The organism is Pseudomonas sp. BNK-7, assembly GCF_048072025.1.
GTDB lineage: Bacteria > Pseudomonadota > Gammaproteobacteria > Pseudomonadales > Pseudomonadaceae > Aquipseudomonas > Aquipseudomonas danubii.
In genome coordinates this window covers 4,943,857-4,968,959 of sequence record NZ_CP182252.1, presented here as the reverse complement: position 1 = coordinate 4,968,959, position 25,103 = coordinate 4,943,857, and the positions used below count along the sequence as shown (strand labels likewise).

Annotated in this window: 24 protein-coding genes; 9 read left to right on the top strand and 15 right to left on the bottom strand. The window is 63.4% G+C overall.

Annotated elements, in window-relative coordinates:
• Positions 1–6: 6 nt before the first annotated feature.
• Positions 7–1,572, top strand: a complete 1,566-nt coding sequence (gene ahpF, locus ACMGF8_RS22385; protein ID WP_102863261.1) for an alkyl hydroperoxide reductase subunit F — start codon at positions 7–9, stop codon at positions 1,570–1,572.
• 172 nt (positions 1,573–1,744) lie between these two features.
• On the opposite strand, the gene gloA is transcribed toward ahpF, so the two are convergent.
• Positions 1,745–2,266: a lactoylglutathione lyase gene (gloA, locus tag ACMGF8_RS22380; protein WP_102863262.1), complete on the bottom strand. Its 522-nt coding sequence runs from the start codon at positions 2,264–2,266 to the stop codon at positions 1,745–1,747.
• 244 nt (positions 2,267–2,510) lie between these two features.
• On the opposite strand from gloA, the gene ACMGF8_RS22375 reads away from it, so the two are divergent.
• Positions 2,511–2,993, top strand: a complete 483-nt coding sequence (locus ACMGF8_RS22375) for a DUF4946 domain-containing protein (protein WP_240322092.1) — start codon at positions 2,511–2,513, stop codon at positions 2,991–2,993.
• 232 nt (positions 2,994–3,225) lie between these two features.
• On the opposite strand, the gene ACMGF8_RS22370 is transcribed toward ACMGF8_RS22375, so the two are convergent.
• The 3 genes from ACMGF8_RS22370 to ACMGF8_RS22360 form a co-directional block, all read right to left on the bottom strand.
• Positions 3,226–3,591 carry a histone-like nucleoid-structuring protein, MvaT/MvaU family gene (locus ACMGF8_RS22370; protein WP_102863264.1) on the bottom strand — a complete coding sequence of 122 codons (366 nt, stop codon included), beginning with the start codon at positions 3,589–3,591 and terminating at the stop codon, positions 3,226–3,228.
• Positions 3,592–3,836: 245 nt separating this feature from the next.
• Positions 3,837–5,375 (bottom strand): EAL domain-containing protein, encoded by a 1,539-nt coding sequence (locus ACMGF8_RS22365; RefSeq protein ID WP_250330653.1) that lies wholly within the window; start codon positions 5,373–5,375, stop codon positions 3,837–3,839.
• Positions 5,376–5,456: 81 nt separating this feature from the next.
• On the bottom strand, positions 5,457–6,350 hold the full coding sequence (locus ACMGF8_RS22360; protein ID WP_102863266.1) for a LysR family transcriptional regulator: 894 nt from the start codon (positions 6,348–6,350) through the stop codon (positions 5,457–5,459).
• An 85-nt stretch (positions 6,351–6,435) separates the two neighbouring features.
• On the opposite strand from ACMGF8_RS22360, the gene ACMGF8_RS22355 reads away from it, so the two are divergent.
• The 3 genes from ACMGF8_RS22355 to hpaR all read left to right on the top strand — a co-directional run bounded on the left by ACMGF8_RS22355 (position 6,436) and on the right by hpaR (position 9,272).
• Complete coding sequence (locus ACMGF8_RS22355) at positions 6,436–7,392, top strand: DMT family transporter (protein WP_250330652.1); 957 nt, start codon at positions 6,436–6,438, stop codon at positions 7,390–7,392.
• 251 nt (positions 7,393–7,643) lie between these two features.
• Positions 7,644–8,720, top strand: a complete 1,077-nt coding sequence (gene hppD, locus ACMGF8_RS22350) for a 4-hydroxyphenylpyruvate dioxygenase (RefSeq protein ID WP_102863267.1) — start codon at positions 7,644–7,646, stop codon at positions 8,718–8,720.
• Between the two features lie 129 nt (positions 8,721–8,849).
• The gene (hpaR, locus tag ACMGF8_RS22345; protein ID WP_102863268.1) at positions 8,850–9,272 is read left to right on the top strand and encodes a homoprotocatechuate degradation operon regulator HpaR; all 423 of its coding nucleotides are present in this window, start codon (positions 8,850–8,852) and stop codon (positions 9,270–9,272) included.
• 51 nt (positions 9,273–9,323) lie between these two features.
• On the opposite strand, the gene rarD is transcribed toward hpaR, so the two are convergent.
• The 3 genes from rarD to ACMGF8_RS22330 all read right to left on the bottom strand — a co-directional run bounded on the left by rarD (position 9,324) and on the right by ACMGF8_RS22330 (position 12,526).
• Positions 9,324–10,205, bottom strand: a complete 882-nt coding sequence (rarD, locus tag ACMGF8_RS22340) for an EamA family transporter RarD (protein ID WP_102863269.1) — start codon at positions 10,203–10,205, stop codon at positions 9,324–9,326.
• Positions 10,206–10,406: 201 nt separating this feature from the next.
• Positions 10,407–11,420 carry an aldo/keto reductase gene (locus tag ACMGF8_RS22335; RefSeq protein ID WP_207816297.1) on the bottom strand — a complete coding sequence of 338 codons (1,014 nt, stop codon included), beginning with the start codon at positions 11,418–11,420 and terminating at the stop codon, positions 10,407–10,409.
• A gap of 203 nt (positions 11,421–11,623) precedes the next feature.
• Entirely contained in the window at positions 11,624–12,526 is a 903-nt protein-coding gene (locus tag ACMGF8_RS22330) for a LysR family transcriptional regulator (RefSeq protein ID WP_102863271.1), read from the bottom strand.
• Between the two features lie 100 nt (positions 12,527–12,626).
• Between ACMGF8_RS22330 and ACMGF8_RS22325 the strand changes: the two genes are divergently transcribed.
• Together ACMGF8_RS22325 and ACMGF8_RS22320 are read left to right on the top strand one after the other, a co-directional pair.
• Positions 12,627–13,358 (top strand): SDR family oxidoreductase, encoded by a 732-nt coding sequence (locus ACMGF8_RS22325; RefSeq protein WP_102863272.1) that lies wholly within the window; start codon positions 12,627–12,629, stop codon positions 13,356–13,358.
• Positions 13,355–13,765 (top strand): hypothetical protein, encoded by a 411-nt coding sequence (locus tag ACMGF8_RS22320; protein WP_102863273.1) that lies wholly within the window; start codon positions 13,355–13,357, stop codon positions 13,763–13,765. Before ACMGF8_RS22325 ends, ACMGF8_RS22320 begins: the two co-directional genes overlap by 4 nt.
• Before the next feature lie 77 nt (positions 13,766–13,842).
• Here the strand turns inward: ACMGF8_RS22320 and ACMGF8_RS22315 are convergent, their stop codons facing one another.
• Complete coding sequence (locus tag ACMGF8_RS22315; protein WP_207816299.1) at positions 13,843–15,153, bottom strand: MFS transporter; 1,311 nt, start codon at positions 15,151–15,153, stop codon at positions 13,843–13,845.
• Between the two features lie 155 nt (positions 15,154–15,308).
• Between ACMGF8_RS22315 and ACMGF8_RS22310 the strand changes: the two genes are divergently transcribed.
• Positions 15,309–16,439 carry a sugar diacid recognition domain-containing protein gene (locus ACMGF8_RS22310; protein ID WP_115580239.1) on the top strand — a complete coding sequence of 377 codons (1,131 nt, stop codon included), beginning with the start codon at positions 15,309–15,311 and terminating at the stop codon, positions 16,437–16,439.
• A 257-nt stretch (positions 16,440–16,696) separates the two neighbouring features.
• Complete coding sequence (locus ACMGF8_RS22305; RefSeq protein ID WP_416757111.1) at positions 16,697–17,839, top strand: glycerate kinase; 1,143 nt, start codon at positions 16,697–16,699, stop codon at positions 17,837–17,839.
• Positions 17,840–18,315: 476 nt separating this feature from the next.
• Here ACMGF8_RS22305 and hpaI read toward each other — a convergent pair whose 3' ends face one another.
• The 7 genes from hpaI to ACMGF8_RS22270 form a co-directional block, all read right to left on the bottom strand.
• Positions 18,316–19,116: a 4-hydroxy-2-oxoheptanedioate aldolase gene (hpaI, locus tag ACMGF8_RS22300; protein ID WP_102863278.1), complete on the bottom strand. Its 801-nt coding sequence runs from the start codon at positions 19,114–19,116 to the stop codon at positions 18,316–18,318.
• 10 nt (positions 19,117–19,126) lie between these two features.
• On the bottom strand, positions 19,127–19,930 hold the full coding sequence (hpaH, locus tag ACMGF8_RS22295; RefSeq protein WP_102863279.1) for a 2-oxo-hept-4-ene-1,7-dioate hydratase: 804 nt from the start codon (positions 19,928–19,930) through the stop codon (positions 19,127–19,129).
• 2 nt (positions 19,931–19,932) lie between these two features.
• The gene (locus ACMGF8_RS22290; protein ID WP_416757108.1) at positions 19,933–21,240 is read right to left on the bottom strand and encodes an MFS transporter; all 1,308 of its coding nucleotides are present in this window, start codon (positions 21,238–21,240) and stop codon (positions 19,933–19,935) included.
• A gap of 162 nt (positions 21,241–21,402) precedes the next feature.
• Complete coding sequence (locus tag ACMGF8_RS22285; protein ID WP_102882626.1) at positions 21,403–21,792, bottom strand: 5-carboxymethyl-2-hydroxymuconate Delta-isomerase; 390 nt, start codon at positions 21,790–21,792, stop codon at positions 21,403–21,405.
• Between the two features lie 135 nt (positions 21,793–21,927).
• Positions 21,928–22,779 (bottom strand): 3,4-dihydroxyphenylacetate 2,3-dioxygenase, encoded by an 852-nt coding sequence (hpaD, locus tag ACMGF8_RS22280; protein ID WP_416757105.1) that lies wholly within the window; start codon positions 22,777–22,779, stop codon positions 21,928–21,930.
• 54 nt (positions 22,780–22,833) lie between these two features.
• Positions 22,834–24,294, bottom strand: coding sequence for a 5-carboxymethyl-2-hydroxymuconate semialdehyde dehydrogenase (gene hpaE / locus ACMGF8_RS22275; protein ID WP_416757103.1), 1,461 nt, complete (start codon positions 24,292–24,294; stop codon positions 22,834–22,836).
• Complete coding sequence (locus ACMGF8_RS22270; RefSeq protein WP_416757101.1) at positions 24,295–25,095, bottom strand: fumarylacetoacetate hydrolase family protein; 801 nt, start codon at positions 25,093–25,095, stop codon at positions 24,295–24,297.
• Positions 25,096–25,103 lie beyond the last annotated feature (8 nt).

The following is a 25,103-nucleotide window of genomic DNA, read 5'->3' as shown; positions in this document are numbered from 1 at the left end:
GCCCGTATGTTGGACGCCAATCTTAAAGCTCAGTTGAAGTCATACCTGGAACGGGTCACCCAGCCGATCGAGATCGTCGCCTCCCTCGACGACGGTGCGAAATCCCAGGAAATGCTCGCGTTACTCAAAGACATTGTCAGTCTTTCCAACCAGATTACGTTGCTCGACAACGGTACCGATGGGCGCAAGCCGTCGTTCACGTTGAATCGCCCGGGAGGCGATATCAGCCTGCGTTTCGCCGGTATTCCGATGGGCCACGAATTCACTTCCCTGGTGCTGGCCCTGCTGCAAGTGGGCGGCCATCCGTCGAAAGCCAGTGCTGAAGTGATCGAGCAGATTCGCTCGCTCAAAGGCGAGTTCAACTTCGAAACCTACTTCTCGCTGTCCTGCCAGAACTGCCCGGACGTGGTCCAGGCCTTGAACCTGATGGCGGTCCTCAACCCGAACATCCGTCATGTGGCGATCGACGGCGCGCTGTTCCAGGCCGAAGTCGATGAGCGCAAGGTCATGGCGGTGCCCAGTGTCTACCTCAATGGCGTGAACTTCGGCCAGGGCCGCATGGGGCTGGAAGAGATCCTCGCCAAGCTCGACAGCGGTGCGGTAGAGAAGCAAGCGCAGAAGCTCAACGCCAAAGAGGCCTTTGATGTGCTGGTGGTCGGCGGCGGTCCCGCCGGTGCTTCGGCAGCCATCTACGCCGCTCGTAAAGGCATTCGTACCGGGGTCGCGGCCGAGCGCTTCGGCGGCCAGGTACTGGACACCATGGCCATCGAGAACTTTGTTTCGGTGAAAGAGACCGAAGGGCCAAAACTGGCCGCGGCACTGGAAGAGCACGTCAAGCAATACGACGTCGACATCATGAACCTGCAGCGAGCCAGTGCCCTGGTGCCGGCCAAGGAAGTGGGCGGCCTGCATGAGATTCAGTTTGAAAGCGGCGCCAGCCTGAAGGCCAAGTCGGTGATCCTGGCGACAGGTGCCCGCTGGCGTGAAATGGGTGTGCCGGGTGAGCAGGAGTACAAGGCCAAGGGCGTGTGTTTCTGCCCGCACTGCGATGGTCCGCTGTTCAAAGGCAAACGGGTGGCGGTGATTGGTGGCGGTAACTCCGGCGTCGAAGCGGCTATCGACCTGGCGGGTATCGTCAGCCACGTCACCTTGCTGGAGTTCGACAGCAAGCTGCGGGCCGACGCCGTGTTGCAGCGCAAGCTGTACAGCCTGCCCAACGTCAAGGTCATCACCAGTGCCCTGACCAGTGAAGTGAAGGGTGACGGGCAGAAGGTCACCGGCCTGGCCTACAAGGATCGCGATTCGGGTGAATTCCACACGGTGGACCTGGAAGGCATCTTTGTGCAGATCGGCCTGCTGCCCAACACCGACTGGCTCAAGGGCTCGGTAGAACTGTCGCCTCGCGGCGAGATCATCGTCGATGCCCGTGGCGAGACTTCGCTGCCCGGCGTATTTGCTGCCGGAGACGTGACCACCGTGCCCTACAAGCAGATCGTGATTGCGGTGGGTGAGGGCGCCAAGGCTTCCCTCAGTGCATTCGATCACTTGATCCGCACATCAGCACCGGCTTGATCGGCCGCTGAACAAACAAAACCCCATGAGCCTGGCTCATGGGGTTTTTTTATGGCTGCCTGGGTCGGCGCCGGCTTGCCAGTGAAGAGGCTGTTGGGCCTGGCGCAGTCCTTGCGGATGCGTTCGCTGGCAATCCAGTTCCTACACAGGCCGGCTCTGCACCTGTATCGGGTTACAGCGGCGCTGGCTGGATGATCTCGACCCAGTAGCCATCGGGGTCCTTGATGAAGGCCAGGCTCTTCATGCGACCATCATTCAGGCGCTTCTGGAAGTCGCAGCCCAGGGTCTCGAAACGTTCGCAGGCAGCGACAATATCCGGTACCGAGATGCAGATATGGCCGAAGCCACGCGGGTCGGTGTTGCCGTTGTGGTAGGCGAAATCCGGATCGTTCTCGGTGCCGTGGTTGTGGGTCAGTTCGAGAATCCCGGGGATCGACTTCATCCATTCGGTACGGGCCGCAGCGTCGGCCGGAATCTGCGACTTGTCCACCAGTGCGAGGAAGTACAGGCTGAATTCGGCTTCGGGGAAATCACGTTTTTCCACCAGGGAAAAGCCCAGGACCCGAGTGTAGAAGTCCAGGGAGCGAGTGATGTCCTTGACCCGCAGCATGGTGTGGTTGAAGACGAAACGAGCAGTGGCTGCGTCCGGTTGGGCGGTCACGCCAGGGAAAGTGTTGAGTTCGTTGAGGCTCATGGGCCCTCCAGAAGAAAGTGCGGCAAAGGCTGCCCGCGAGGGCGGGGAAGTCCTTGTCTGGCAATGGTTCGGACATCCTTGGAAGCGGGCAATGATACGCAACTGGACAGGATGGCGCCAAACCCAAAGCTCCTGATCTATTGCCCATTCCTGGCGCCGGGCTCAGACTTCAAGGCCCGTTTCTTTAGTGTGCCAATCCATGATCGAGTCGCTTAGAGCCCAGGCTGTGGCCGTTTTACTGTTGATGTTTGCGGGCGTTGTCCAGGCGCAACCGGAGGTTGCCTGGCCCGAGGGCTGGACTGTGGAGCCAGTGCCGGTCCAGGAGGCGGATCAGGCTGCCCAGGTTTCCCGGCAGCGGGCGGTGAAGAATGATGCCGCGGGCAATCCGCAACTGGTCATGGAGTTGACCATGACCCAGGTGGAACGCGGGCATGTAGTCAATCTTCAAGGGGTATTGCTGGAGATGCGCAAGTCAGTGCAGAAAGACTTTGCCCGCAGTGGATATCAGAGTGTCTGTAACAAGATTCATGCTGCGCAGTTGAGTCGTCTGGACGCTCTGGAGACCACTTGTACCATTACCCAGAATGGGCGACATGTGTTGTCGCAAACACTGGTGGCGGCACTGGATGAGGATAAGGCTTATGTACTTTCATACGCCGGTCAGGCGGCGGCTTATGCCGATAGTCAGGATCAGATACTGGCTGTACGAAATAGCCTCAAACTTTAAGGAAAAATCTGAAACAGTCGGTTTGCTTTTCGCGTGTAGCGAGTTCGTTTTCGAGAAAGGCATTAAGCGACTAGTTGCTTTGGGGGCTGGCTTTATAGCAAAGCCTATCGCGAGATGGCTGATTGCCATCGGTTGGGCTGGATCTTCCCTTAGATTCAAGTCGTAATAAGAATACTCTTGTCAATGTAAAAGGCCCTGCATATGCAGGGCCTTTTTCAGGTGGCGGCTTTGTTCAAGCGCGCAGCCAGGAATCCACAGTGGCAGCACCGTACTGTTCTTTCCAGGCTTTCAGGCCGCGATGATTGCCGCCCTTGGTTTCAATCAGTTCACCGGTGTGCGGGTTCTGATAGACCTTCACCACACGTGCGCGGCGCTGTTTAGGGGCGTTGGCTTGTGGCAGGCCGCTTTTGCCCAGGTTGGGATCAAGGATTGCGATAATGTCACGCAAACTCTTGTCGTAGGATTTCATCAGGGCCTGAAGTTTCTCTTCGAACTCGATTTCCTTTTTGAGTCCGGCGTCGTTCTTCAGGGATTCAAGCTGCGCGAGCTGTTCTTGAAGTGCTTTTTCTGCAGCACGAAATTCAGCAAGTCTGGACAATATCTTCACTCCAATAGTCTATTTTGGCTGATACAAACCACAAACAAAGCTATAAGCCATAAGCCGGTTAAGGCTCGATTAAGTGGCCTACCTGTGAATCTTGTACAGGCGGGAAAAATTGTAGTAGTTAATGGCGCGAGAGTAAATCAGGTTGTTCTTGTTCAAGCCTGTATTTGCCAATTGAATCAAATTGGTGCGTATCCCGAGTTACCGTAGTCGAGCACTTAATGTTCTGGTATGGCTATTTAATGGCGCGCCAGGGCCGCAACAAATTCCGCACTGGGCATGGGGCGCCCAAATAAATAACCCTGCAGGAAATCCACGCCTTGAGCCGCCAGGTAATCCCGCTGCTCGGCAGTTTCAATACCTTCGGCGACGATGCCCAGATCGAGTTTGGTCGAGAGTTGAATAATGCTGTCGAGTATATGCAGCGACAGTGCGTCGGCACCGATCATGGCGACAAAGCTTTGATCGATCTTCAAGTAATCGACATTGAACTGACGCAGATAACCCAGGCTGGAATGCCCGGTGCCGAAGTCGTCGATGGCGATCATTACCCCGAGTTCATGCAGAGCGGCAAACAGCTGCTGGGTGGTGGCTGTGGGCTCGATCAGTTCGCGTTCGGTCAACTCCAGCACCAGGATCACCTTGCCGGGAGGGAAGGCGGCGAGAAACTCCCGGCAGTCCTCCAGCAACTGCAAGTCATGGCAGTGACTGGCAGTGATGTTGATGCCGATATGAAAACCGTCGGTGAAGCCAGCGGCGTGGGGGGCCAGCACCTGCATCGTCTGCTGCATCAGCGAACGGGTCATGGGCACGATCAGCCCGGAATGTTCGGCGAAAGGGATGAACAGGTCCGGACGCACGAGTCCCTCTCGCGGATGTTGCCAGCGCATCAGCACTTCAATGCCGGCCCATTGCAGCGTGTCACCGCGCACCACCGGCTGAAAGTATGGGATGAACTCCCGGGCTTCCAGTGCCCGGCGCAATTCATGGCTGGGAGAGGCGGAGCGCTTCTGCAACCAGTGGGCCAGGACACCGGCGCCGGCACCGAGAAAGACCAGCAGGCTGAACAACGCCGGGTACTGGCTTTTCATGTATTTCCAGATGTCCCCCTCGGGAAATCCTGTACTGACGCTGTAGGGATAACGCGATGAACTCAGATGCAGGGGGGCCACTGCTGCCAGTGGCGGTGCGCCGTCGTGGACCCCGCCATCACTGGACAGCCAATGCTCGCCCACCTGCAGCCGCAGATGAGCGAAGCGGCTGATCAGGCGCAGGGCGTTGGTCAGGTGATAACCGTCGATGGTCGCCAGGGCCGAGCGCTCCAACTCACTCAAGCGGTAGATCAGCAGCGCGGTGTTGGGGGTGACGGGGTTGCCACTCATGAGCCAGAGCCGGCCGTCAACGTAATCCCGGGGATCGAGGGGCACCGGATAGCTGCCCAGCAATGAACTGCAATAGTTGTTGTTGCGCCACACCAGGTTGGTCGAGCGCACGAATGGTCGGCGAGTCACTTGGTTCCTCAGGGCCAGTTGCCGTACCTCGTCGCACTCCAGGCCTGCCTGGGGCAGCAGCGCCCTGGCGGCAATATCGGTGTTGTCCAGCATCAGGTCGAACTGGCGGATGGCTTCCTCGGCGGTTTCCAGGCTGCTGCGCACCAGCGCTCGTTCGGCCTGGGCGTAGAAAATGACGGCCCCCAGTCCGATGGGAAGCACAATCGCCAACACTGTCCAGAGTCTGCGGGTAGAACGCTTGAGCGGACCTTTGGCGGTCAGGGGCATGGATCGAACCTGTGGCGGAGGAGGGGCGGGCCAGCGTCTGGCTGCCGCAGCGGTGGCGGCAGCCTCCTGACATTGTCTGGATCATCGCAGGATAGACGGCTTTGGATGACGATACAGACGTTGCGCATGCTGGATGAAGGCCAGTGTCGCCGGCGATGCCTGGCGCCGATCGAGCACGGCGATCCCCACTTGGCGCCGCACCGGCGGCGACAGGGGCTTGCTCCCATAGCGGGCGTCCGCAGTCGGGGGCAAGGACAGCTCGGCCAGAATGCTCAAGGCGTCACCCCGGGCCACGGTTTCCAGGGTGCTGAGCAGTTGCGAACTGCGGTAGCGGATGTTGGGGCTCAGGCCGGCGCCGATGAACAGGCGCGTAACCAGCTCGGCCGAGCCGGCTTCGGTCAGCACGAAGGGATCGTGACACAGCTGTTCGAGGCGGATCTCTTGCTCCCGGGCCAGGGCATGACCTGCGGGAATCAGCGCCATCAACTGGTCCTCGATCAGGGCGAAGGTATCGAAACGCTCCTCGGGCAACACCACGAAGCCGACGTCGACCCGTCGCTCCTCCAGCCATTGCAGCACCTGGCGATCCGGCCCCTCGTCGATATGCACCTCGATCCCCGGATGCTCGCGCCGGTACTCCTCGAGGATGGATGGCAACAGGCGCATGGAGGAGGTGGGGCCAAAGGAGCCGATGCGCAAGGTGCCGCGCTTCATGCCCCGAGCGTCGGCGGCCTCCTGTTCCAAGGTCGCCGCCAGCCCCAGCATGGCCCGGGCCCGCAGCAACAGTTGGCCACCAATATCGGTGAGCTCGACCTGGGCCTGATGGCGGCGGAACAACTCGACCCCCAGTTCCTGTTCCAGGGACTTGATGGCGTGGGACACGGCCGACTGGGTGATGCCCAGGCGCGTGGCGGCGCTGGTAAAACCCGCCAGTTCGGCCACCCGGGAGAAGATCTCCAATTGGGTCAGGGTCATGAGTAAAAGCTCATTTTACGATGATTAGTCATTAGACAAAGAATGACCTCAGAGCACAAATCCACGACCACAGAGCAGCATGATCATGAGTGAAAGCAGTATTAGCGGCGCCCTGGCGGCCGATCACGCAGACCTGTCGGTCTATTGCAAACTGGTGGCAGTGACCATGATCTGGGGCGGCACCTTCGTCGCCGGGCGTTACCTGGCCGGCGGGCTTTCCCCCTGGCTGGCTGCCAGTCTGCGCTTCTTGCTCGCCAGCCTGGCCCTGCTTGGCTTCATGGCGGTGGCGCGCATTGCCCTGGTCAGACCCAGCCTCAAGCAGCTCGGCCAACTGGCGCTCCTGGGGTTCTTCGGCATCTTCTTCTACAACCTGTGCTTCTTCCTCGGCCTGCAACAGGTCAACGCCTCGCGGGCGTCCCTGATCGTGGCGCTCAATCCTGCGGTGATTGCCCTGGCGTCCTGGGCACTGTTCAAGGAACGCCTGAGCCGGCGCAAGTTGTTGGGCATCCTGTCGTGCCTGAGTGGCGCGGCCCTGGTGATCTGCAGTCGCGATCCTTCGGCCCTGGCTGCCGGGGCAGGGGGCTGGTATGGCGACCTGCTGATACTCGGCTGCGTCCTGGGTTGGGGGGTGTACTCGCTGTGTTCCAAAGCTCTCAATCAGCACCTTGGCCCGTTGCAGACCGTTACCTATTCGATCCTGATGGGAACCCTGATGCTGTGGGCTGCAACCCTGGCCCGGGGTGAGTTCGACCTGCATGCCATTGTCCGCCTGGACCTGAGCCAGGGCTTGAGCCTGCTGTACCTGGGCGTCCTGGGTTCCGCGCTGGCCTATATCTGGTATTACGACGGCCTGCGACGCATCGGTGCCACCCGCTCCGGAGTATTCATTGCCCTCAACCCGCTGACGGCAGTCCTGCTGGGCGCACTGTTGCTGGGAGAGCAACTGAGCCTGGTGATGGGAATGGGCGGGGTGTTGATTCTCGGCGGCATCTACCAGTGCAACAAACCCCTTGCGGGCCAGGCGAAAAAGGCGATTTTATAGAGAATGCGGACAAAGGCTTTTACGCTGTGTAGAATCCGGTTACGCATACAATAATAAAGTCTTCTGGCAGCAGAAGCCTCGTCCCCCAGCCTGTAAGACAGGGTCGAAATGAAGATTCTCGGGTTTCAACTGATCTACGGTGACTTCCTCGCCCGCAGCGTGCGGGGCATCTCCTGCGCACCGCCTTCTTTCCTCAGCATTGATAGCAACTAACGATCCGTTAATTCTAAAAATATGATGAGGCGCCAACCATGGCAGATATCTTCGAAAACCCAATGGGCCTGATGGGCTTTGAATTCATCGAATTCGCATCGCCTACCCCCAATACCCTCGAACCGATCTTCGAGATCATGGGTTTCACCAAAGTCGCGACCCATCGTTCAAAAGACGTGCATCTGTACCGCCAGGGTGCGATCAACCTGATCCTCAACAACGAACCCCACAGCGTTGCCTCGTACTTCGCCGCTGAACACGGCCCGTCGGTATGCGGCATGGCGTTCCGGGTCAAGGATTCGCAAAAGGCCTACAAGCGTGCCCTGGAACTGGGCGCCCAGCCGATCCACATTGAAACCGGGCCGATGGAGTTGAACCTGCCGGCAATCAAGGGCATCGGCGGCGCGCCGTTGTACCTGATCGACCGTTTCGGTGAAGGCAGCTCGATCTATGACATCGACTTCGTGTTCCTCGAAGGCGTGGACCGCAACCCACCGGGTGCCGGCCTGAAGATCATCGACCACCTGACCCACAACGTGTATCGCGGGCGCATGGCCTATTGGGCCGGCTTCTACGAGAAGCTGTTCAACTTCCGCGAGATCCGTTACTTCGACATCAAGGGCGAATACACCGGCCTGACCTCCAAGGCCATGACCGCTCCGGATGGCATGATCCGTATCCCGTTGAACGAGGAATCGTCCAAGGGCGCCGGGCAGATCGAAGAGTTCCTGATGCAGTTCAATGGCGAGGGCATCCAGCACGTGGCCTTCCTCACCGACGATCTGGTGAAGACCTGGGACGCGCTGAAGAAGATCGGCATGCGCTTCATGACCGCGCCGCCGGCAACCTACTACGAGATGCTCGAAGGCCGCCTGCCGAACCACGGCGAGCCGGTCAATGAGTTGCAGTCCCGCGGCATCCTGCTGGACGGCTCCTCGGAAGCCGGTGACAAGCGCCTGCTGCTGCAGATCTTCTCGGAAACCCTGATGGGGCCGGTATTCTTCGAATTCATCCAGCGTAAAGGCGACGATGGTTTCGGCGAGGGCAACTTCAAGGCACTGTTCGAATCGATCGAACGCGACCAGGTGCGTCGCGGGGTACTGGCCACCGAGTAACCCTCGGCAGGCTTGAACACAGAGCCCGATCAGGCCATGCCTGATCGGGCTTTATATTGCCTGTCGGTTGACGATAGTGAATGTGTTAATGTTTCCGCCTTTGTTTCCCAGCCCTTGACCGATGCCTCGATGAACACACCCAGACCGTCCCTGACCTTGACCCTGTTGCAGGCCCGTGAGGCCGCCATGGCCTTTTTCCGCCCCTCGCTGAACCAGCACGACCTGACCGAGCAGCAGTGGCGGGTGATCCGCATCCTGCGCCAGAACGGCGAGCTGGAGAGCCACCAACTGGCAAAGATGGCCTGCATCCTGCCACCGAGCATGACCGGCGTGCTGACCCGCCTGGAGCGTGACGAGTACGTCAGCCGTCGCAAATCCCCGGAAGACCAGCGCCGCCTGTTCATCACCCTGACCGACAAGGGCCAGGCCTGTTTCGAATCCATGAGCGGCGACATGGAAATCAACTACCAGAAAATCCAGCAGCAATTTGGCGAGGACAAGATGCAGGCCTTGCTGGCCCTGCTCAATGAGCTCAAGCAGATCAAACCCTGATCCCCAACGGCGCCCGAACCTGGGCTGCCCAGGCCCATGCGGGCGCGTCGATCAGTTGCGGCGCTGGCGCAGCAGGTGCCTGACCCCTTCGAGCACCAGCACCAGCACCGCCAGCCAGACCGGGATGTAAGTCAGCCATTCCCCGGCCTTGATGCTTTCCCCCAGCAGCAACGCGACAAACAGCAGCAACACCGGTTCCACGTAGCTGAGCAGGCCGAACAGGCTGAAGGCCAGCAAGCGGCTGGCAATGACATAACACGCCAGCGCCGAAGCGCTGATCACCCCCAGCAGAGGAATCAGCAGGTACAGGCCGGGATGGCTGTCCACCACGGCAAATCCCTGTTCGCCGCCTTGCACAAACCACAGTGCCACCGGGATCAACAGCGCCATGTCCAGCCACAGGCCACCCAGATGATCGGTGCCCAGGCGCCGCCGCAGGACGAAATACACCGGGTAGCCCACGGCCACCACCAGGGTCGCCCAGGAAAAACTGCCCACTTGATACAACTCGTTGAGCACCCCGAGGCAGGCCAGCAGCGTGGCCACTTTCTGCAGGCGCGACAGACGCTCGCCATACACGATGCGTCCGGTCAGGACCATGGTCAGCGGCAGCAGGAAGTACCCCAGTGACACATCCAGGCTGTAGCCGTTGAGCGGCGCCCACATGAACAGCCAGAGCTGCACCCCCACCAGGGCCGACGACAGCAGCAACACCAGGCTCAGCAGCGGTTTGCCTGCCACCTGGCGCAGCACTTGGCCGACCCGGTGCCACTCGCCGCTGAAGATCATGAACAGGGTCATGCAGGGCAGGGTCAGCAGCATCCGCCAGCCGAAAATCTCCACCCCGGTCAGGGGCGTCAGCAGGGAGGTGTAGAAATACATGACGGCAAACAGCACCGACGCCAGGACCGATAAGGCAATTCCTTTAGACACACTGTCCTCGTAATACCCGAACGCTCGGGACACATAGAAATAGGGGGGAGAAGCGAGGGGGAATATAGAGGGTCAGGCGCGAGTTTTTTGCTCTGATTGCGCCATCGTGGCGGGATTTTTTCTCGTTTATGGCCACAGTGCCGCCGAGCCTGCTGAGCCCAAGGCCGGTGGCGCGCACCTTTGCGCCGCCACCGGCAGCGTTCAGCCCAGGTGCGGAAAACGACCGGAGACGAAATGACTCACATCGTTGAAGCCCGGCGTCGAGGCGTGCCCCGGGGTCACCAGGGCGTCGATGAAGGCTTCATCCTCTGGGCTGATCTTCACCTCAAGGGCCCGGGTGTAGGCGTCCCACTGGGCTTCGGTACGCGGACCGACAATCGCTGAACTCACCGCCTGGTTGTTCAGCACCCAGGCGATGGCGAACTCGACGATACCGATCCCGCGGTCCTGGGTGTAGGCCTGGATCTGCTGGGCGATGCGCAGGGATTCCACCCGCCACTCGGTTTCCAGGATGCGCTTGTCCTGGCGTCCGGCGCGGCTGCTGCTGTCCGGGGCCGTGTCCGGCGCGTACTTGCCACTGAGCACGCCACGGGCCAGTGGGCTGTAAGGCACCACGCCCAGGCCATAGGCCTTGGCCGCGGTGATCTGCTCGGCCTCGGCCTGGCGGTTGACGATGTTGTACAGCGGCTGGCTGATGACCGGGCGGTCCACCCCCAACTGGTCGGCTACGCGAATGGCCTCGGCAATCCGCCAGCCTCGGTAGTTGGACAGGCCCCAGTAGCGGATCTTGCCCTGGCGCAGCAGGTCGCCGATGGCCGAGAGGCTCACCTCCAGCGGAGTGTTGTGGTCCTCGCGGTGCAGGTAGTAGATGTCCAGGTAGTCGGTGCCCAGGCGGGTCAGGCTGGCCTCGATGCCGTTGAAGATGTGCTTGCGGCTCAGGCCGCTGCGGTTGGGCACGCCATCCGCCGGGCCGAAGCCGACCTTGGACGCCAGCACCCACTCATGGCGGTGGCGGGCGATGGCTTCACCGACGATTTCCTCGGAGCGGCCCTGGGTGTAGACGTCCGCGGTGTCGATGAAGTTGATCCCCTGGTCCCAAGCCTTGTCGATGATGCGCAGCGAGTCTTCGGTGCTGGTCTGCTCGCCGAACATCATGGTGCCCAGGGTCAGGCTGGAAACCTTGAGACCGGAATGGCCGAGGGTGCGATAGCTCATGGGCGAAATCCTTGTGCTAGAAGGGTGGCCGGGGCATCTCCGGCCGTGGGGGCGACCATCAAATACCACAACGCCGGGCTAGCGCAATGCCTGAATGGCGCCTCCTCGCCGGGGCCGGCCTTTCGGCAAAGAGGCCCATGAGATCGCCTGCAAGGACATTGCGCAGGAGCCGGCTTGCCGGCCAGCCGCCCCCGGACCGGCGCTCAACACGGGCACAGCGCCCGACAGCGCTGCAACACAAAGCTGTGCAGCAGGCGCACCCGCTCGGAAACCTGCAGGCGATGGGGGCACAGCAGATTGAACGGCGCCCGTTCCCCTTGCCAGTCGTCGAGCAGCGGCACCAGGCGCCCGGCGCGGATATCCTCGGCCACATCCAGCCGGGCCTTGTAGACAATGCCGTGGCCGGCCAGGGCCCAGCGCCGGGCCACTTCGCCGTCGTCGCACAGGTAGTCGCCGCGCACGGGCACCTCGCGAGTCTCGGCGCCACGGCTGAAACGCCAGCTGTCATAGGGTTGGCCGTTACGCAGGTAGAGCAGGGCACTGTGGTGCGACAGGTCTTCGGGGGACTGCGGGGTGCCGCAACGGGCCAGGTAAGCCGGGCTGGCGCACACCAGGCGACGATGTTCGGGGAGGATCGGCAGGGCCACCAGGCTCGAGTCCGCCGGCACGCCAAAGCGCAGGGCCACATCCACGGTGTCGCGGAACAGGTCGGCGTGGCGGTCATTGAGCCGCAGTTGCAGGCGCAGTTGCGGGTGCTCGGCCTTGAATTCGTCAAGCCAGGGCAGCAGCGCGTTGCGTCCGAAATCCGAGGGCGCCGACAGTTGCAGCACACCGGCCAGGCCCTGGCTCTGCTGCTTGAGCGCCTGCTCACCGTCCTCCAGGGTGGCCAGGGCCAGACGCACGCTTTCCAGGTAGCGGCGCCCCTCTTCGGTCAGGCGCATGCTGCGGGTGGAGCGCGCCAGCAGGCGGCTGCCCAGGCGGGTTTCCAGGCGCTTGAGGGCGATGCTGGCCGCAGCGGCCGTCATGCCCAGGGAGCGGGCGGCGGCGGAAATGCTCCCGGAATCGGCCGTGCGCACGAAAATTTCCAGGTCGAGGATTGAGCTCATTAGTAAAAATCCTTTAAAGATCTTTGCGTTTTAGCGGGATTTTTCCTCGATTGGCAAGCTGTGAAGATGCAATCACCTTTACATGACCCAGGGGATCGCAATGACTCTTTCCAATCCAAGCTTGCAGCACAAGACCGTGGTGGTGATTGGCGCCGGCAGCGGCATCGGTGCTGCCGTGGCCCGTCAGGCGGCCGCACGCGGGGCCAAGGTGGTACTCGCCGGGCGCAGCCTCGACGCCTTGCAACGGCAGCAGGCGCAGTTGCCGCCCTCGGCCCGCAGCCTCGCCGTGGACATCACCGACGCCGCCAGCCTCGGTGATCTGTTCAGCGCCGTGGGCGCCTTTGACCATCTGGTGATCAGTGCCGGTCCGGCGATCACCGCCAAGCCCCTGGCCGACACCGATCTGCTGGATGCCCAGCGGGCGTTCGAGGTGAAGTTCTGGGGCGTGTGGCGCGCGGTCCAGGCGGCGCTGCCCCATCTGGCGGCTCAAGGCAGCATCAGCCTGACCTCAGGTTTGCTGTCACGCAAAATGGTTCCCGGACAAGTGCTCAAGACCACCCTCAATGCCGCTCTCGAAGCCCTGGGCAAGCACCTGGCCAAGGAACTGGCGCCACGCCGGGTGAATGTCATCAGCCCTGGGGTCACTGCCACCGAAGCCTATGCTGGTCTGACGGCAGAGGCCCGGGCAGCAATGTTTACCCGCACCGCCGCCAGCCTGCCGGTGGGTCGTGTCGGCCAGCCGGATGACATCGCCGCGGCCTTTATCCTGGCCATGGAGAACGGCTTTATCAGCGGCAGCCTGATCGACGTCGATGGCGGTGGCCTGCTATGAGCTGGCGCTTCGATCACCTGGCGTTCAACTGTGCCCAGGGCCAGGCGTTGCAGCAGGCATTCGCCGATCTGTTGGGCCTGCAAGCGGGACGGCGTCCCCCGTTTCCCTTTCCCGGGCGCTGGCTGTATCAGGACCGGCAGGCGCTGGTCCACGTCATCGAACAGGCCGATAGCCCCGAGCCGCAACTGAGCCACATCGCCTTCAGCACCCAGGAGGCGGCCGACGCCGTGTTACGGCGAGTGCAAGCCAGTGGCCTGGAGCATCAGGTGGCGCAGGTCCCGGAAGACGGCATCTGGCAGATCTTTGTCCGCTTGCCCGGCGGCCTGGTGCTGGAGCTGGATGCCCCGGCGGCGGGGGAATTGAGCATCAGCCACGACTACGCCCGGCACGGTGGCGCCCCGAGCTGAGGCCGGCCATGAAAAAGCCCGTTGGAGCAGAGGCTCGAACGGGCTTTTTTCGTTGCTGGGCGGTGTGTTGCCGGGGTTCAGCGGTTCAGGGTGCGGGTCATGCGCAGGGCCAGCAGGCTACCGCCGACAATCACCCCGGCCAGCAGGTACAGCGCGGCATCGGTGGAGCCGGTGCTGTCCTTGACCCAACCGACCAGGTAAGGGCTGAGGAAGCCGGCCATCTGGCCCATGGAGTTGATCAGCGCCAGGCCACCGGCCGCGGCTCCGGCACTGAGCAGGGCGGTGGGCACCGGCCAGAACATCGGCAGGCCGGTGAGGGCGCCCATGGTGGCGAGGGTCAGGCCGAGGATGGCCAGGGCCGGGGTGCTGGCGAAGTTCACCGCGATCAGCAGGCCCACGGCGCCCATCAGCATCGGCACCACAAGGTGCCAGCGGCGCTCCTTGCGCAGGTCCGCCGAACGGCCCACCAGCAGCATGAACACCGCCGCCAGCAGGTAGGGAATCGCACTCAGCCAGCCGATCACCAGATTGTCGGCAAAGCCCAGGTTCTTGATGATCGACGGCAGCCAGAAGTTGATCGCGTAGACCCCGCTCTGGATGCAGAAATAGATCAGGCCGAAGGCCCAGATCGCCGGGTTCTTGAACACGGCTGCCAGGGAATCGCTGGTGGTTTTCGGCTGGTTGGCGGCGTCCGCGGCCTGGTCGGCCTCCAGCACCGCGCGTTCAGCCGGCGTCAGCCACTTGGCGTGGGCGAAGCTGTCGCTGAGCAGGAAGAACGCCAGGGCGCCGAGTACCACCGTGGGAATGCCCTGCAGCAGGAACATCCACTGCCAGCCGGCGAGGCCGCCTTGTCCGGCCGCGAAGTGATTGAGAATCCAGCCGGAAAACGGGCTGCCCAACAACCCTGAGACCGGGATCGCCGACATGAACAGGGCCATGATCCGGCCCCGGCGGAAGGTCGGGAACCACTGTGAAAGGTACAGCACCACCCCGGGGAAGAAGCCGGCTTCGGCGGCTCCGGTGAACAGGCGCAAGGTATAGAACTGGGTCGGCGTGGTGACGAACAGCAGGCAGGTGGACAGGGTGCCCCAGGTGATCATCATCAGCGCGATCCAGCGCCGTGGGCCGAACCGGTTCAGCGCCAGGTTGCTCGGTACGCCGCACAGCACGTAACCGATAAAGAAGATCCCGGCGCCCAGGCCGTAGACCGTTTCACTGAATTTCAGGGCATCGAGCATCTGCAACTTGGCGAAGCCAACGTTGACCCGGTCGAGGTAGTTGAACAGATAGCAAACGAAGATGAAGGGGATCAGGCGCAGGGTGATGCGCTTGTAGACGGCGTGCTTGTCGTCAGCCTGGGCCAGTGGGGCAGCGGCGCTCTGTGACATGGAGTGTCTCTCTTTATTATGATTTTTTGCGGTGCAAGGGTAACGTTGACCGCCCCGAGAGTCTCAGTCACACCGAGGTCGCTGTCTTTGTGCCGGCGCACAGCGATTGGCCGCCGACCCTGTGCCACTGAACAACGTCCAAGGACCTTCCCTCTATGTTCGAACTCGATCATGACCTGGCACAGGACATCGTCGACCGCACGATGGCCATCCTGCCCTACAACGTCAACGTCATGGACAGCCAGGGTCTGATCCTGGGCAGTGGCGAGCCGGAGCGCATCAACACCCGCCACGAAGGCGCGCAACTGGTGCTGGCCAACGGCCGGGTGGTGGAGATCGACGAGCCCACCGCACGCCAGCTCAAGGGGGTGCAGCCGGGGATCAACCTGCCGTTGCTGCACGACCAGCGGCTAATCGGCGTGCTGGGCATCACCGGCGATCCGGCGTTGCTGCGCACCTACGCCGAACTGGTGCGCATGACCGCCGAGATGCTGGTGAGCCAGCGCCACCAACAGGCCGAACAGCAATGGCGGCGCCAGCGTTGTGACGATCTGCTGGCCCTGCTGTTGAGCGACAGCGGCGACTCGCCACGGCTGGTGGATGAAGCTCGGCAGATGGGCCTCAAACCGCAATTGGCGCGCACCCCTTACCTGTTCGAACTGGCACCGGAGCAGCCCGTGGGGCAGGGCGTCGAGACCCTCAGCACCTGGCTGATGAGCCGCTACCCGGACAGCTGGTGCGTCAGTTCGTCAAAGACCTCCCTGCTCTGGTGTCGCCCGGCGAACTTCAGCCTGGACAACCCGCGCCTGCTGGAAAAACTCGACGGCCAGGGCTGGAACATCCTGCGGGTTGCCGTGGGCGGGCAGGCCGATGGCCTGGCCGGATTGCGCCGTTGCTATCGTCGGGTCGGCGACCTGTTGGCCTACGGCCGCGACCTGCTGCCGGACTCGCGCCTGCTGACCCTCAACCGCTACCGTCTGCCGGTGATGCTCTGGCGCCATCGCAACGACGACGCCCTGGACGAGTTGCTGACCCCGTTGCGCAAGGTGCTGGCCAAGGACAGCAACGGCCAGTTGCTGGCGACCTTGCGCAGCTGGTGCGACCACGATGGCCAGAGCCAGGCCTGCGCCGACGCCCTGGGCATCCACCGCAACAGCCTGCGCTACCGCATGGAGCGGATTGCCGAACTCAGCGGCGTCGACCCCTTGCGCCTGGACGGCATGCTGGCCCTGTACCTGGGGGTGCAATTGCTGCCCCCCAACACGGCTCAACACAATCCCCTGTAGCCGCTGCCGAGCCATGGCGAGGCTGCGCAAAGGCCCGCAGGGCCTTGCCTGGCAATCTCCCGTCAAACCTGCATCGCCTTCAAGCCCCTCGCGAGCGCTCCGCGCCCGTTCGCAGCCTGCGGCAGCGGTTTCAACGCTAGGCGAGGCTGCGCCGTTGTAGCAATGAACAATAAAGCGCCCCCGGACTTGTGCAGCGGACCGGGGCCAGCGCCTGCGCCAAGTGGCAGCATGGCGGCACAAGAACCGGAGAACACCCCATGAAGATCATCATCGCCCCCGACTCGTTCAAGGACAGCCTGAGTGCCGCAGGCGTGGCCCAGGCCATTGCCCTGGGGCTGGCCGAGGTCTGGCCCGACGCCGAGCTACGTCAATGCCCGATGGCCGACGGCGGCGAGGGCACGGTGGAGTCGATTCTCGCCGCTTGTGACGGGCAGCTGCGCAGCCATCGGGTCCAGGGACCGCTGGGGGCGCCGGTCGAAGCCCGCTGGGGCTGGCTGCCCCAGAGCCACACGGCAATCATTGAAATGGCCGAGGCCAGCGGCCTGCAATTACTGGCGCTGGACCAGCGCGATGCCTGCAACAGCAGCACCTTCGGTACAGGGGAACTGATCCTGGCCGCGCTGGAGGCCGGGGCCCAGCGCATCATCCTGGCCATCGGCGGCAGCGCCACCAACGACGGTGGCGCCGGTGCCCTGCAAGCCCTGGGTCTCAAATTGCTGGATCGCCAGGGTCAGGTACTGCCCCGGGGTGGTCTGGCCCTGGCTGATCTGGCCGGTATCGAGCTCGATGGCATGGACCCGCGTCTGGCCCAGGTACGTTTTGAAATCGCCGCCGACGTCAACAACCCGCTGTGTGGCGAGCACGGTGCCTCGGCGATCTTCGGCCCGCAGAAAGGTGCCTCGCCGCAACAGGTGCAAGCGCTGGACCGGGCCCTGGGGCACTTCGCCGACCTGTGTGCCCAGGTGTTGCCCAAGGACCTGCGTGACGAACCCGGCAGCGGCGCGGCGGGCGGCCTGGGGTTTGCCGCCAAGGCGTTCCTCGGCGCGCAATTTCGCCCGGGGGTGGAAGTGGTGGCGGAGCTGGTGGGCCTGGAACAGGCCATGCGCGGTGCCAATCTGGTGATTACCGGTGAGGGCCGCTTTGACGCCCAGACCCTGCGCGGCAAGACCCCCTTTGGCGTAGCGCGCATTGCCCGGGAGCAGGGCGTTCCGGTGATCGTGATTGCCGGCACCCTGGGCGAGGGTTACCAGCAGATGTACGCCCACGGCGTGGACGCAGCCTTCGCCCTGACCAGCGGCCCCATGAGCCTGGAGCAGGCCTGCCGCGAGGCCCCGCGCCTGCTGCGCGAACGCGCCGCCGACATCGCCCGCGTCTGGCGCTTGGCCCGCAACGCCCGCTAGATACTCGCTGGAGCTGGCTGGCCAGCGAAGTTCGTTAACCTGCGCGGGTGGTGGGCATATTCGTTGCTGCGGTAATGGCCGCTCAGGGTTTCGCTCTTACAGTGGCGGTTTGGGGTACATATCCATTTCCGCGGGTGCGGCGGCTGGCGGTTTCGCCCTTACGGCGAGTCACTTTGGGGCCCCAAAGTAACCAAAGGGCTTTGCCCCTCCACTCGGTGCCTCGCTGGGGCTCGGCATGCCCGAACTCCGGCATTGATCCGTGGGCCGCCGCCACCGGCCATCCATGGCCGGGTGGCGGCTAACCCGGCATCCCTGCCGGGTTACCCACGGCTCAATGCCTGCGTTCGGCCATCGTGGTTAACGGGGCGTTCAGATCAAGATCAAGATCAAGAGCCAGACGGCGGCCTTGCGGCCGGCCTGAAGCAGTGGGGACAGTGAGCTGGCTGGCCAGCGAAGAGGCTACCAGCCAGCGTTCGTCAGTAAACCCCGCCTTCGCTGGTAGGGGTGTCCAGGGTCTTGTACTGGCCGGCCAGGCTCTGCAAGCCTTTCATCAGGACCGTGGTATCTACGCCCACCGCAACAAAATTCGCCCCCAGTTCGATGCAGCGCCGGGCCAGACGCTGATCGGCACTGAGAATCCCCGCGGCCTTGCCCGCCTGACGAATCCGCACGATGGCGTCTTCAATCGCGGCCACCACCTCGGGGTGCCCGGGGTTACCGCGCTGGCCCATGGCCGCCGACAGATCCGCCGGGCCGATAAACACGCCGTCGACTCCGTCCACCGCGAGAATCTCATCCAGGTTGCGCAGGCCTTCGAGGTTCTCGATCTGCACCAGCAGGCACATCTGCTCGTCCGCCTGATCCAGGTAGCCGGCGATGCTGTTCCAGCGCGATGCCCGGGCCAGGGCGCTGCCGACCCCGCGCACCCCCAGCGGCGGATAGTGCATGGCGCGCACCAGCTGACGTGCCTGTTCGGCGCTTTCCACCATGGGAATCAGCAGGGTCTGGGCGCCGATGTCCAGCAGTTGCTTGATCAGCGCGGTATCGCCAATGGGCGGGCGGATGATGCCCTGGGCTGCGTAGGGCGCGATGGCCTGCAGCTGCGCCAGCAGGCTGCGCAGATCGTTGGGCGCGTGTTCGCCGTCCAGCACCAGCCAGTCGAAACCGGCGTTGGCCGCCAGCTCGGCGCAGTAGCCGTCGGCCAACCCCAGCCACAGGCCGATCTGCGGTTCGCTGTGTTGCAGTCGTTGTTTGAACAGGTTCAGAGGCATGTCCATGGCTGTCTCCTCAGACAAAGCGGCAGGCAATGCTGCCCAACTGATCGTAGTCCACGTGGAAGACATCCCCGGGACGGGCGGCCACCGGGCGCGTGAAGGAGCCGCCGAGAATGATCTGCCCGGCCTCCAGGCCGACGTCGTAGGCCGCCAGCTTGTTGGCCAGCCAGGCCACGCCCTTGGCCGGGTGGTTGAGTACCGCGGCAGACACCCCGGACTCCTCGATCACGCCATTGCGGTAGAGCACCGCCGGCACCTTGCGCAGGTCCACATCCCCTGGGCGCACGGCGCGGCCGCCCATTACCACCCCGGCGTTGGCGGCGTTGTCGGAAATGGTGTCGAACACCTTGCGCGTGGCCTGGGTCTGCGGGTCCACTTGCTGGATGCGCGCGTCGATGATCTCCAGGGCCGGGATCACCCAGTCGGTGGCGTCCAGCACATCGAACAGCGTGCAGTGGGGGCCTTTCAGGGGTTTGCCGAGGATGAACGCCAGCTCCACCTCGACCCGCGGCACGATAAAGCGCTGGAAGGGAATGTCCGTGCCTTCATCGAACAGCATGTCGTCCAGCAAGGCGCCGAAATCCGGCTCGGTGATGTTCGACGATACCTGCATCGCCCGGGACGTCAGGCCGATCTTGTGGCCCACCAGCTTGCGGCCGTCGCGGATCTTCTGCTCCACCCAGCTGCGCTGGATGGCGTAGGCATCCTCGATGCTGATGTCGGGGTATTGCAGGGACAACTGGCCGATCTGTTCGCGGCTGCGTTCGGCGGCATTGAGGCGCGCGGCGGCTTCTTGGATATCCGAAGGGCTGAGCATGGTTATTTCTCCCGAGGGTTGACGATATGGGCTGGCACCCGCAGCACCAGCCAGGCGCCCAGGGCGATCAGCAGGGCCAGGGCATAGAGGGCGAGGCTGGCGCTTTGGGTGGCGTCGCGCACCACGCCGATCAGGTAGGGCGCGAGGAAGGCGGCCACACTGCCGAAGGAACTGATCAGGGCAATGCCCGCGGCCTGGGTGCTGCTGGCGAGAAAGGCCGGCGGCAACTGCCAGAACATCGGCAGCGCGGCGCTGGCGCCCATGCCCGCCACCAACAGGCCGAACATCACCAGCCACGGGTCGCCCGGGGCCAGCCCGGTGAGAGTCAGGCCGAGGCTGGACATCAATAGCGGTATCGCCAAATGCCAGCGGCGCTCGCGCAGGCGGTCCGAAGAACGGCCAACGCCGAGCATGAACAGGCAACCGGCCAGATAGGGCAGGGCGCTGAGCAGGCCGACGTTGCTGTCCCGGGCGATGCCGGCGTGGTGGATCAGGGTCGGCATCCAGAAGGCGATGGTGTTCACCGCCAGCATCACCGCGAAGTAGATGCACACCAGCAGCCAGACATGGCGCTCCGTGAGGATGTCGCTGAAGCGGTTGATGGACTTGCGCTGTTCTTCCTGTTGCAGCGCCTGCAACAGCTGGGCTTTCTGCGCCGGGGTCAGCCAGTTCACCTGCTCGATGCTTTCCGGCAGGGCCTTGAGCACCACTAGACCCAGCAACACCACGGGCAAGCCTTCGATGAGGAACATCCATTGCCAGCCGCGTAGGCCGCCGAAGTCGTGGAAGCTTTCCAGAATCCACCCCGACAAGGGCCCGCCAATCACTCCGGCCATGGGCACGGCGATGGCGAACAGCGCGGTGACCTGACCGCGGCGACTGGCCGGGAACCAGCGGTTGAGCAGCACCAGGATGCCGGGGAAGAAACCCGCCTCGGCGACCCCCAGCAGAAAGCGCAGCACATAGAAGCCCCAGGCGCTGTCGACCAGCATCAGGGCACTGGACAGCAGGCCCCAGACCAGCATCAGCAAGGCGATCCAGCGCCGTGGCCCGACCCGCTCCAGGGCCAGGTTGCTGGGCACCCCGAACAGCGCGTAGGCCACGAAGAACAGCCCGGCGCCGAGGCCGTAGACGCTGTCGCTGAAGCCCAGGTCCTGGGTCATCTGCAACTTGGCGAAGCCGATATTGATACGGTCCAGGTGGGCGAAGATGTAGCAGACGAACAACAGCGGCATCAGCCGCCAGGTGATCTTGCGATAGCAGTCATTGACCTCGGCCACAGGAGCCTCGGCGATTGCGGGATGGGACATGGGGAGATCTCGTTATTGTTCTTGTGTGGGTCGGTTTGCCAGCGAAGTCTGCCTCGGGGCTGGCGCCTGGCTTGCGGGCCTGTTTGCTGGCAAGCCAGCTCCTACGGGTGGCATGGGCGTTGTGCAGGAGCCGGCTTGCCGGCGAAAGGGCCGGCACAATGCTCAGGCCTGTCCGCGCAGGAACTCATGCACGTTGTTGTGCTTGAAGTTCAGCTCGGCATCCAGCTCGCTCATCTCGAACGACAGGGCCAGCAAGCGCTGCGCCTGCAGCGTGGCGAAGTGGGCCTTGATGATGTCGAACAGCCCCTCGGCCACTTGGCGCCGGGTGGCCAGGTCACGACCGGCACCCACTTGCAGGCGCATATGGACAAAGGCGTAGTCGTGCTTGCCATCGGCCATGCGCCAGGTGTCCAGGCGTACCCCGCGGCTGCGAATGCCCCCAAGGGGAAACACGCCCGTGGCGCCCAGGTAGTCATGAACCTTGCTGAACAGCCCTGGCAGATCGGCGGCCTGTTCGATGTTGTCGGTGTACTCAGCGATGAAATGCGGCACGGGAAGTCTCCTTGGGAGGCAGCGGCAAGCGTCAAGCTGCAAGCCACAAGAGCGGACTCCTGTGACTTGAGGCTGGTGGCTTGGCACTGCGTTCGATTGTGTCTTGCAGCGAGTGGCTGGAACTTGCCGCTGCTTCTAGAAGATGGCGTTGATCTGGCCGGTGCCGGAGCTGCCGAACAGCGGCGTGATGATCTCCGCCGGGCGCTGGTGTTCCGGCCCGCCCAGCAGCCCCAGGAGCATTGCCGTGTCGTGCATGCCGCCTTCGCCATGGCAACTGGTGGCGTAGTCCGGGAGCATGGCGCAGAACTCGCGAAAGCGACCCTGCTGCCACAGCTCCACCACCCGCTGGTCCACCTGCTTGTCGAATTCCCGGGTCCAGTTGTGGATGTTGGCCTCGGCTTCGCGGTCGTTGGAGAAACGGTGGGACAGCGAGCCGGACGCCAGCACCAGGACCTTGCGCTCGCTCTTTTCAATCGCCCGGCGCACGGCGGCGCCGAAGGTGAAGCTGTCCTCCAGCTTGTGCCAGGCGCACCACGCGGCGATGGACACCACCTTGAAATGCTCGGCGGCGGGCACGTCCATGTGCATGTAGCGCATGGGCACCAGGGTGCCGTACTCCAGCTCCAGGCTGGGGATGTTGTGGGCCAGGGTGCGCACGTCGGCGGCGTTGGCCTCGGCGGCGATCAGCTTCCCCAGCTCCGGGCAGCCCTGGTAGTCGTAGGTCATGTTCTTGATGAAGTGCGGCAGCTCGTTGCTGGTGTAGGTGCCGTTGAAGGCTTCACCACAGTTGATGTGGTAACCGCTGTTGACCAGCCAGTGCACATCGAACACCACCGCGGTGTCGGCCCCCAGCGCCCGGGCGCGGCGAGCAATTTCCTTGTGCCCGGCAATGGCCGCCTCACGGCAGCCGTGGTGCTTGCCCGGCAGTTCGGACAGGTACATCGATGGAACGTGGCAGACCTTGGCGGCCATGACGACTTCGCCCATGGTGCTTCTCCTGAAACATCTTCTTGTTGGCGTGATCCGGGACGGTTGTAAACCTTACACGCCCCAGCGCGGGATGTGATGGCTGCCCATGGAGAGGCAGACGTTCTTGATCTCGGCAAACACTTCGAAGCTGTATTCGCCGCCTTCGCGGCCGGTGCCCGAGCCCTTGACGCCACCGAAGGGCTGGCGCAGGTCGCGGACGTTCTGGCTGTTGATGAACACCATGCCGGCCTCGATGCCCAGGGCCAGGCGATGGGCCTTGCCGATGTCCTGGGTCCAGATGTAGGAGGCCAGGCCGTACTCGGTGTCGTTGGCCAGTTGCAGGGCCTGGGCCTCGTCCTTGAACGGGATCAGGCACACCACCGGGCCGAAGATTTCTTCCTGGGCGATGCGCATCCGGTTGTCGACGTCGGCGAATACCGTGGGCTGGATGAACTGCCCGCGGGCCAGGTGCGCCGGCAGGTTGGCCGGGCGTTCCAGGCCGCCGGCCAGCAGGGTCGCGCCTTCTTCCAGGCCGATGCGGATGTAGCCGGTGACCTTGTCGTAGTGGGCCTGGGTGATCATCGAGCCGACCTGGGTCTTGGGGTCCTGCGGGTCACCGACGAGCAGGCGCTTGGCCCGGGCGGCGAACTCCTTGACGAACTGCGGGTAGACGCTTTCCTGGATGAAGATCCGGCTACCGGCGGTGCAGCGCTCGCCGTTCAGGGAAAAGATGGTGAACAGCGCGGCGTCCAGGGCCCGTTCCAGGTCGGCGTCCTCGAAGATCAGCACCGGCGACTTGCCCCCCAGTTCCATGGAGTACTTCTTCAGGCCGGCGGTCTGCATGATCTTCTTGCCGGTGGCGGTGCCGCCGGTGAAGGAGATCGCCCGCACGTCCGGGTGGCGCACCAGGGCATCGCCGGCGGTGGCGCCGTAGCCCTGGACGATGTTCAGCACCCCGGCGGGAATCCCGGCTTCCACCGCCAGCCGGCCCAGCTCGTTGGCGGTCAGCGGCGACAGTTCGCTCATCTTCAGCACCGCGGTGTTGCCCAGGGCCAGGCAGGGCGCGGTCTTCCAGGTGGCGGTCATGAACGGCACGTTCCATGGCGACACCAGGGCGCACACGCCCACCGGCTGGTACAGGGTGTAGTTGAGCATCTGGTCGTCCACCGGATAGCTGTGGCCGTCCATGCGGGTGCAGACCTCGGCGAAGAAATCGAAGTTGTGCGAGGCCCGGGGAATCAGCACGTTGCGGGTCTGGTGGATCGGCAACCCGGTGTCCAGGGTTTCCAGCTCCGCCAGGTGCGGCACGTTCTCCTCGATCAGGGCGCCCAGGCGGCGCATCAGCCGGGCGCGCTCCTTGGCCGGGGTATTGGCCCATTTCGGAAAGGCATCCTTGGCCGCCGCTACCGCCTGGGCGATCTCCTCGGCGCCGCCGCTGGCCACCTCGCCAATGGCTTCGCCGGTGGCGGGGTTGTAGTTGGTGAAGACTTCACGGCTTTCGACTTCGCGGCCGTTGATCCAGTGCTTGATCATTTATGCGTGCTCCTTGGCCACGGCGGTGGGCTCTGGGTGGGCGTGATGGGCGAAGAATTCGCTTTCGCTGACGATACGGTTGACTAGCCGGCCGACGCCTTCGATCTCCACCACCACTTCATCGCCGGGCACTACATCGCTGAGGCCTTCGGGGGTACCGGTGGCGATCATGTCCCCCGGTTGCAGGGTCATGAAGCTGGACAGGTATTCGATCAGGTAGGGGATGTCGAAGATCATGTCGGCGGTGCTGCCTTGCTGGCGCAGTTCGCCGTTGACCCAGGTGCGCAGGGTCAGCTTGTTGGGTTCGGGCACCTCGGCGGCGTCGATGATCCACGGGCCCACCGGGGTGGTGGCGTCGCGGTTCTTCACCCGCAGGTTGGGCCGGTAGTAGTTCTCCAGGTAATCGCGGATCGCGTAGTCGTTGCACAGGGTGTAGCCGGCCAGGTAGTCCAGGGCGTCCTCGCGCTTGACGTTGCGCGCGGTCTTGCCGATCACCGCCACCAGCTCGCACTCGTAGTGCATGTAGGCGACGTTGTCCGGGCGCCAGGTCACCTGCTTGTGGCCGGTGTAGGTGCCCGGCGACTTGATGAACACCAGGGGCTCGGTGGGCGGCTTGAAGGCCAGCTCGGCGGCGTGGTCGGCGTAGTTCAGGCCCAGGGCGAACAGGGTGCCGGTGGCCGGTGGCAGCCACTGCACCTGGTCTTCGGCCAGGACCCGGCCGTCCTCCAGTTGCAGGGTGTTGGGGCCGGTGACCCGAGCGTCGTGGACCTGGCCCTGATAGCGGATGCGCGCGTGTTTCATGTCGGTTC

Coding starts and splice junctions, on each gene's coding strand:
- ACMGF8_RS22365 (WP_250330653.1), bottom strand. CDS start 5,375: ATGCCCCTGACCGCCAAAGGTCCGCTCAAGCGTTCTACCCGCAGACTC.
- hppD (WP_102863267.1), top strand. CDS start 7,644: ATGGCAGATATCTTCGAAAACCCAATGGGCCTGATGGGCTTTGAATTC.
- ACMGF8_RS22270 (WP_416757101.1), bottom strand. CDS start 25,095: ATGAAACACGCGCGCATCCGCTATCAGGGCCAGGTCCACGACGCTCGG.
- ACMGF8_RS22355 (WP_250330652.1), top strand. CDS start 6,436: ATGAGTGAAAGCAGTATTAGCGGCGCCCTGGCGGCCGATCACGCAGAC.
- ACMGF8_RS22335 (WP_207816297.1), bottom strand. CDS start 11,420: ATGAGCTATCGCACCCTCGGCCATTCCGGTCTCAAGGTTTCCAGCCTG.
- ACMGF8_RS22325 (WP_102863272.1), top strand. CDS start 12,627: ATGACTCTTTCCAATCCAAGCTTGCAGCACAAGACCGTGGTGGTGATT.
- ACMGF8_RS22315 (WP_207816299.1), bottom strand. CDS start 15,153: ATGTCACAGAGCGCCGCTGCCCCACTGGCCCAGGCTGACGACAAGCAC.
- hpaR (WP_102863268.1), top strand. CDS start 8,850: ATGAACACACCCAGACCGTCCCTGACCTTGACCCTGTTGCAGGCCCGT.
- ACMGF8_RS22360 (WP_102863266.1), bottom strand. CDS start 6,350: ATGACCCTGACCCAATTGGAGATCTTCTCCCGGGTGGCCGAACTGGCG.
- gloA (WP_102863262.1), bottom strand. CDS start 2,266: ATGAGCCTCAACGAACTCAACACTTTCCCTGGCGTGACCGCCCAACCG.
- ACMGF8_RS22310 (WP_115580239.1), top strand. CDS start 15,309: ATGTTCGAACTCGATCATGACCTGGCACAGGACATCGTCGACCGCACG.
- ACMGF8_RS22375 (WP_240322092.1), top strand. CDS start 2,511: ATGTTTGCGGGCGTTGTCCAGGCGCAACCGGAGGTTGCCTGGCCCGAG.
- ACMGF8_RS22330 (WP_102863271.1), bottom strand. CDS start 12,526: ATGAGCTCAATCCTCGACCTGGAAATTTTCGTGCGCACGGCCGATTCC.
- ahpF (WP_102863261.1), top strand. CDS start 7: ATGTTGGACGCCAATCTTAAAGCTCAGTTGAAGTCATACCTGGAACGG.
- ACMGF8_RS22290 (WP_416757108.1), bottom strand. CDS start 21,240: ATGTCCCATCCCGCAATCGCCGAGGCTCCTGTGGCCGAGGTCAATGAC.
- hpaI (WP_102863278.1), bottom strand. CDS start 19,116: ATGGACATGCCTCTGAACCTGTTCAAACAACGACTGCAACACAGCGAA.
- ACMGF8_RS22320 (WP_102863273.1), top strand. CDS start 13,355: ATGAGCTGGCGCTTCGATCACCTGGCGTTCAACTGTGCCCAGGGCCAG.
- hpaE (WP_416757103.1), bottom strand. CDS start 24,294: ATGATCAAGCACTGGATCAACGGCCGCGAAGTCGAAAGCCGTGAAGTC.
- hpaH (WP_102863279.1), bottom strand. CDS start 19,930: ATGCTCAGCCCTTCGGATATCCAAGAAGCCGCCGCGCGCCTCAATGCC.
- ACMGF8_RS22305 (WP_416757111.1), top strand. CDS start 16,697: ATGAAGATCATCATCGCCCCCGACTCGTTCAAGGACAGCCTGAGTGCC.
- hpaD (WP_416757105.1), bottom strand. CDS start 22,779: ATGGGCGAAGTCGTCATGGCCGCCAAGGTCTGCCACGTTCCATCGATG.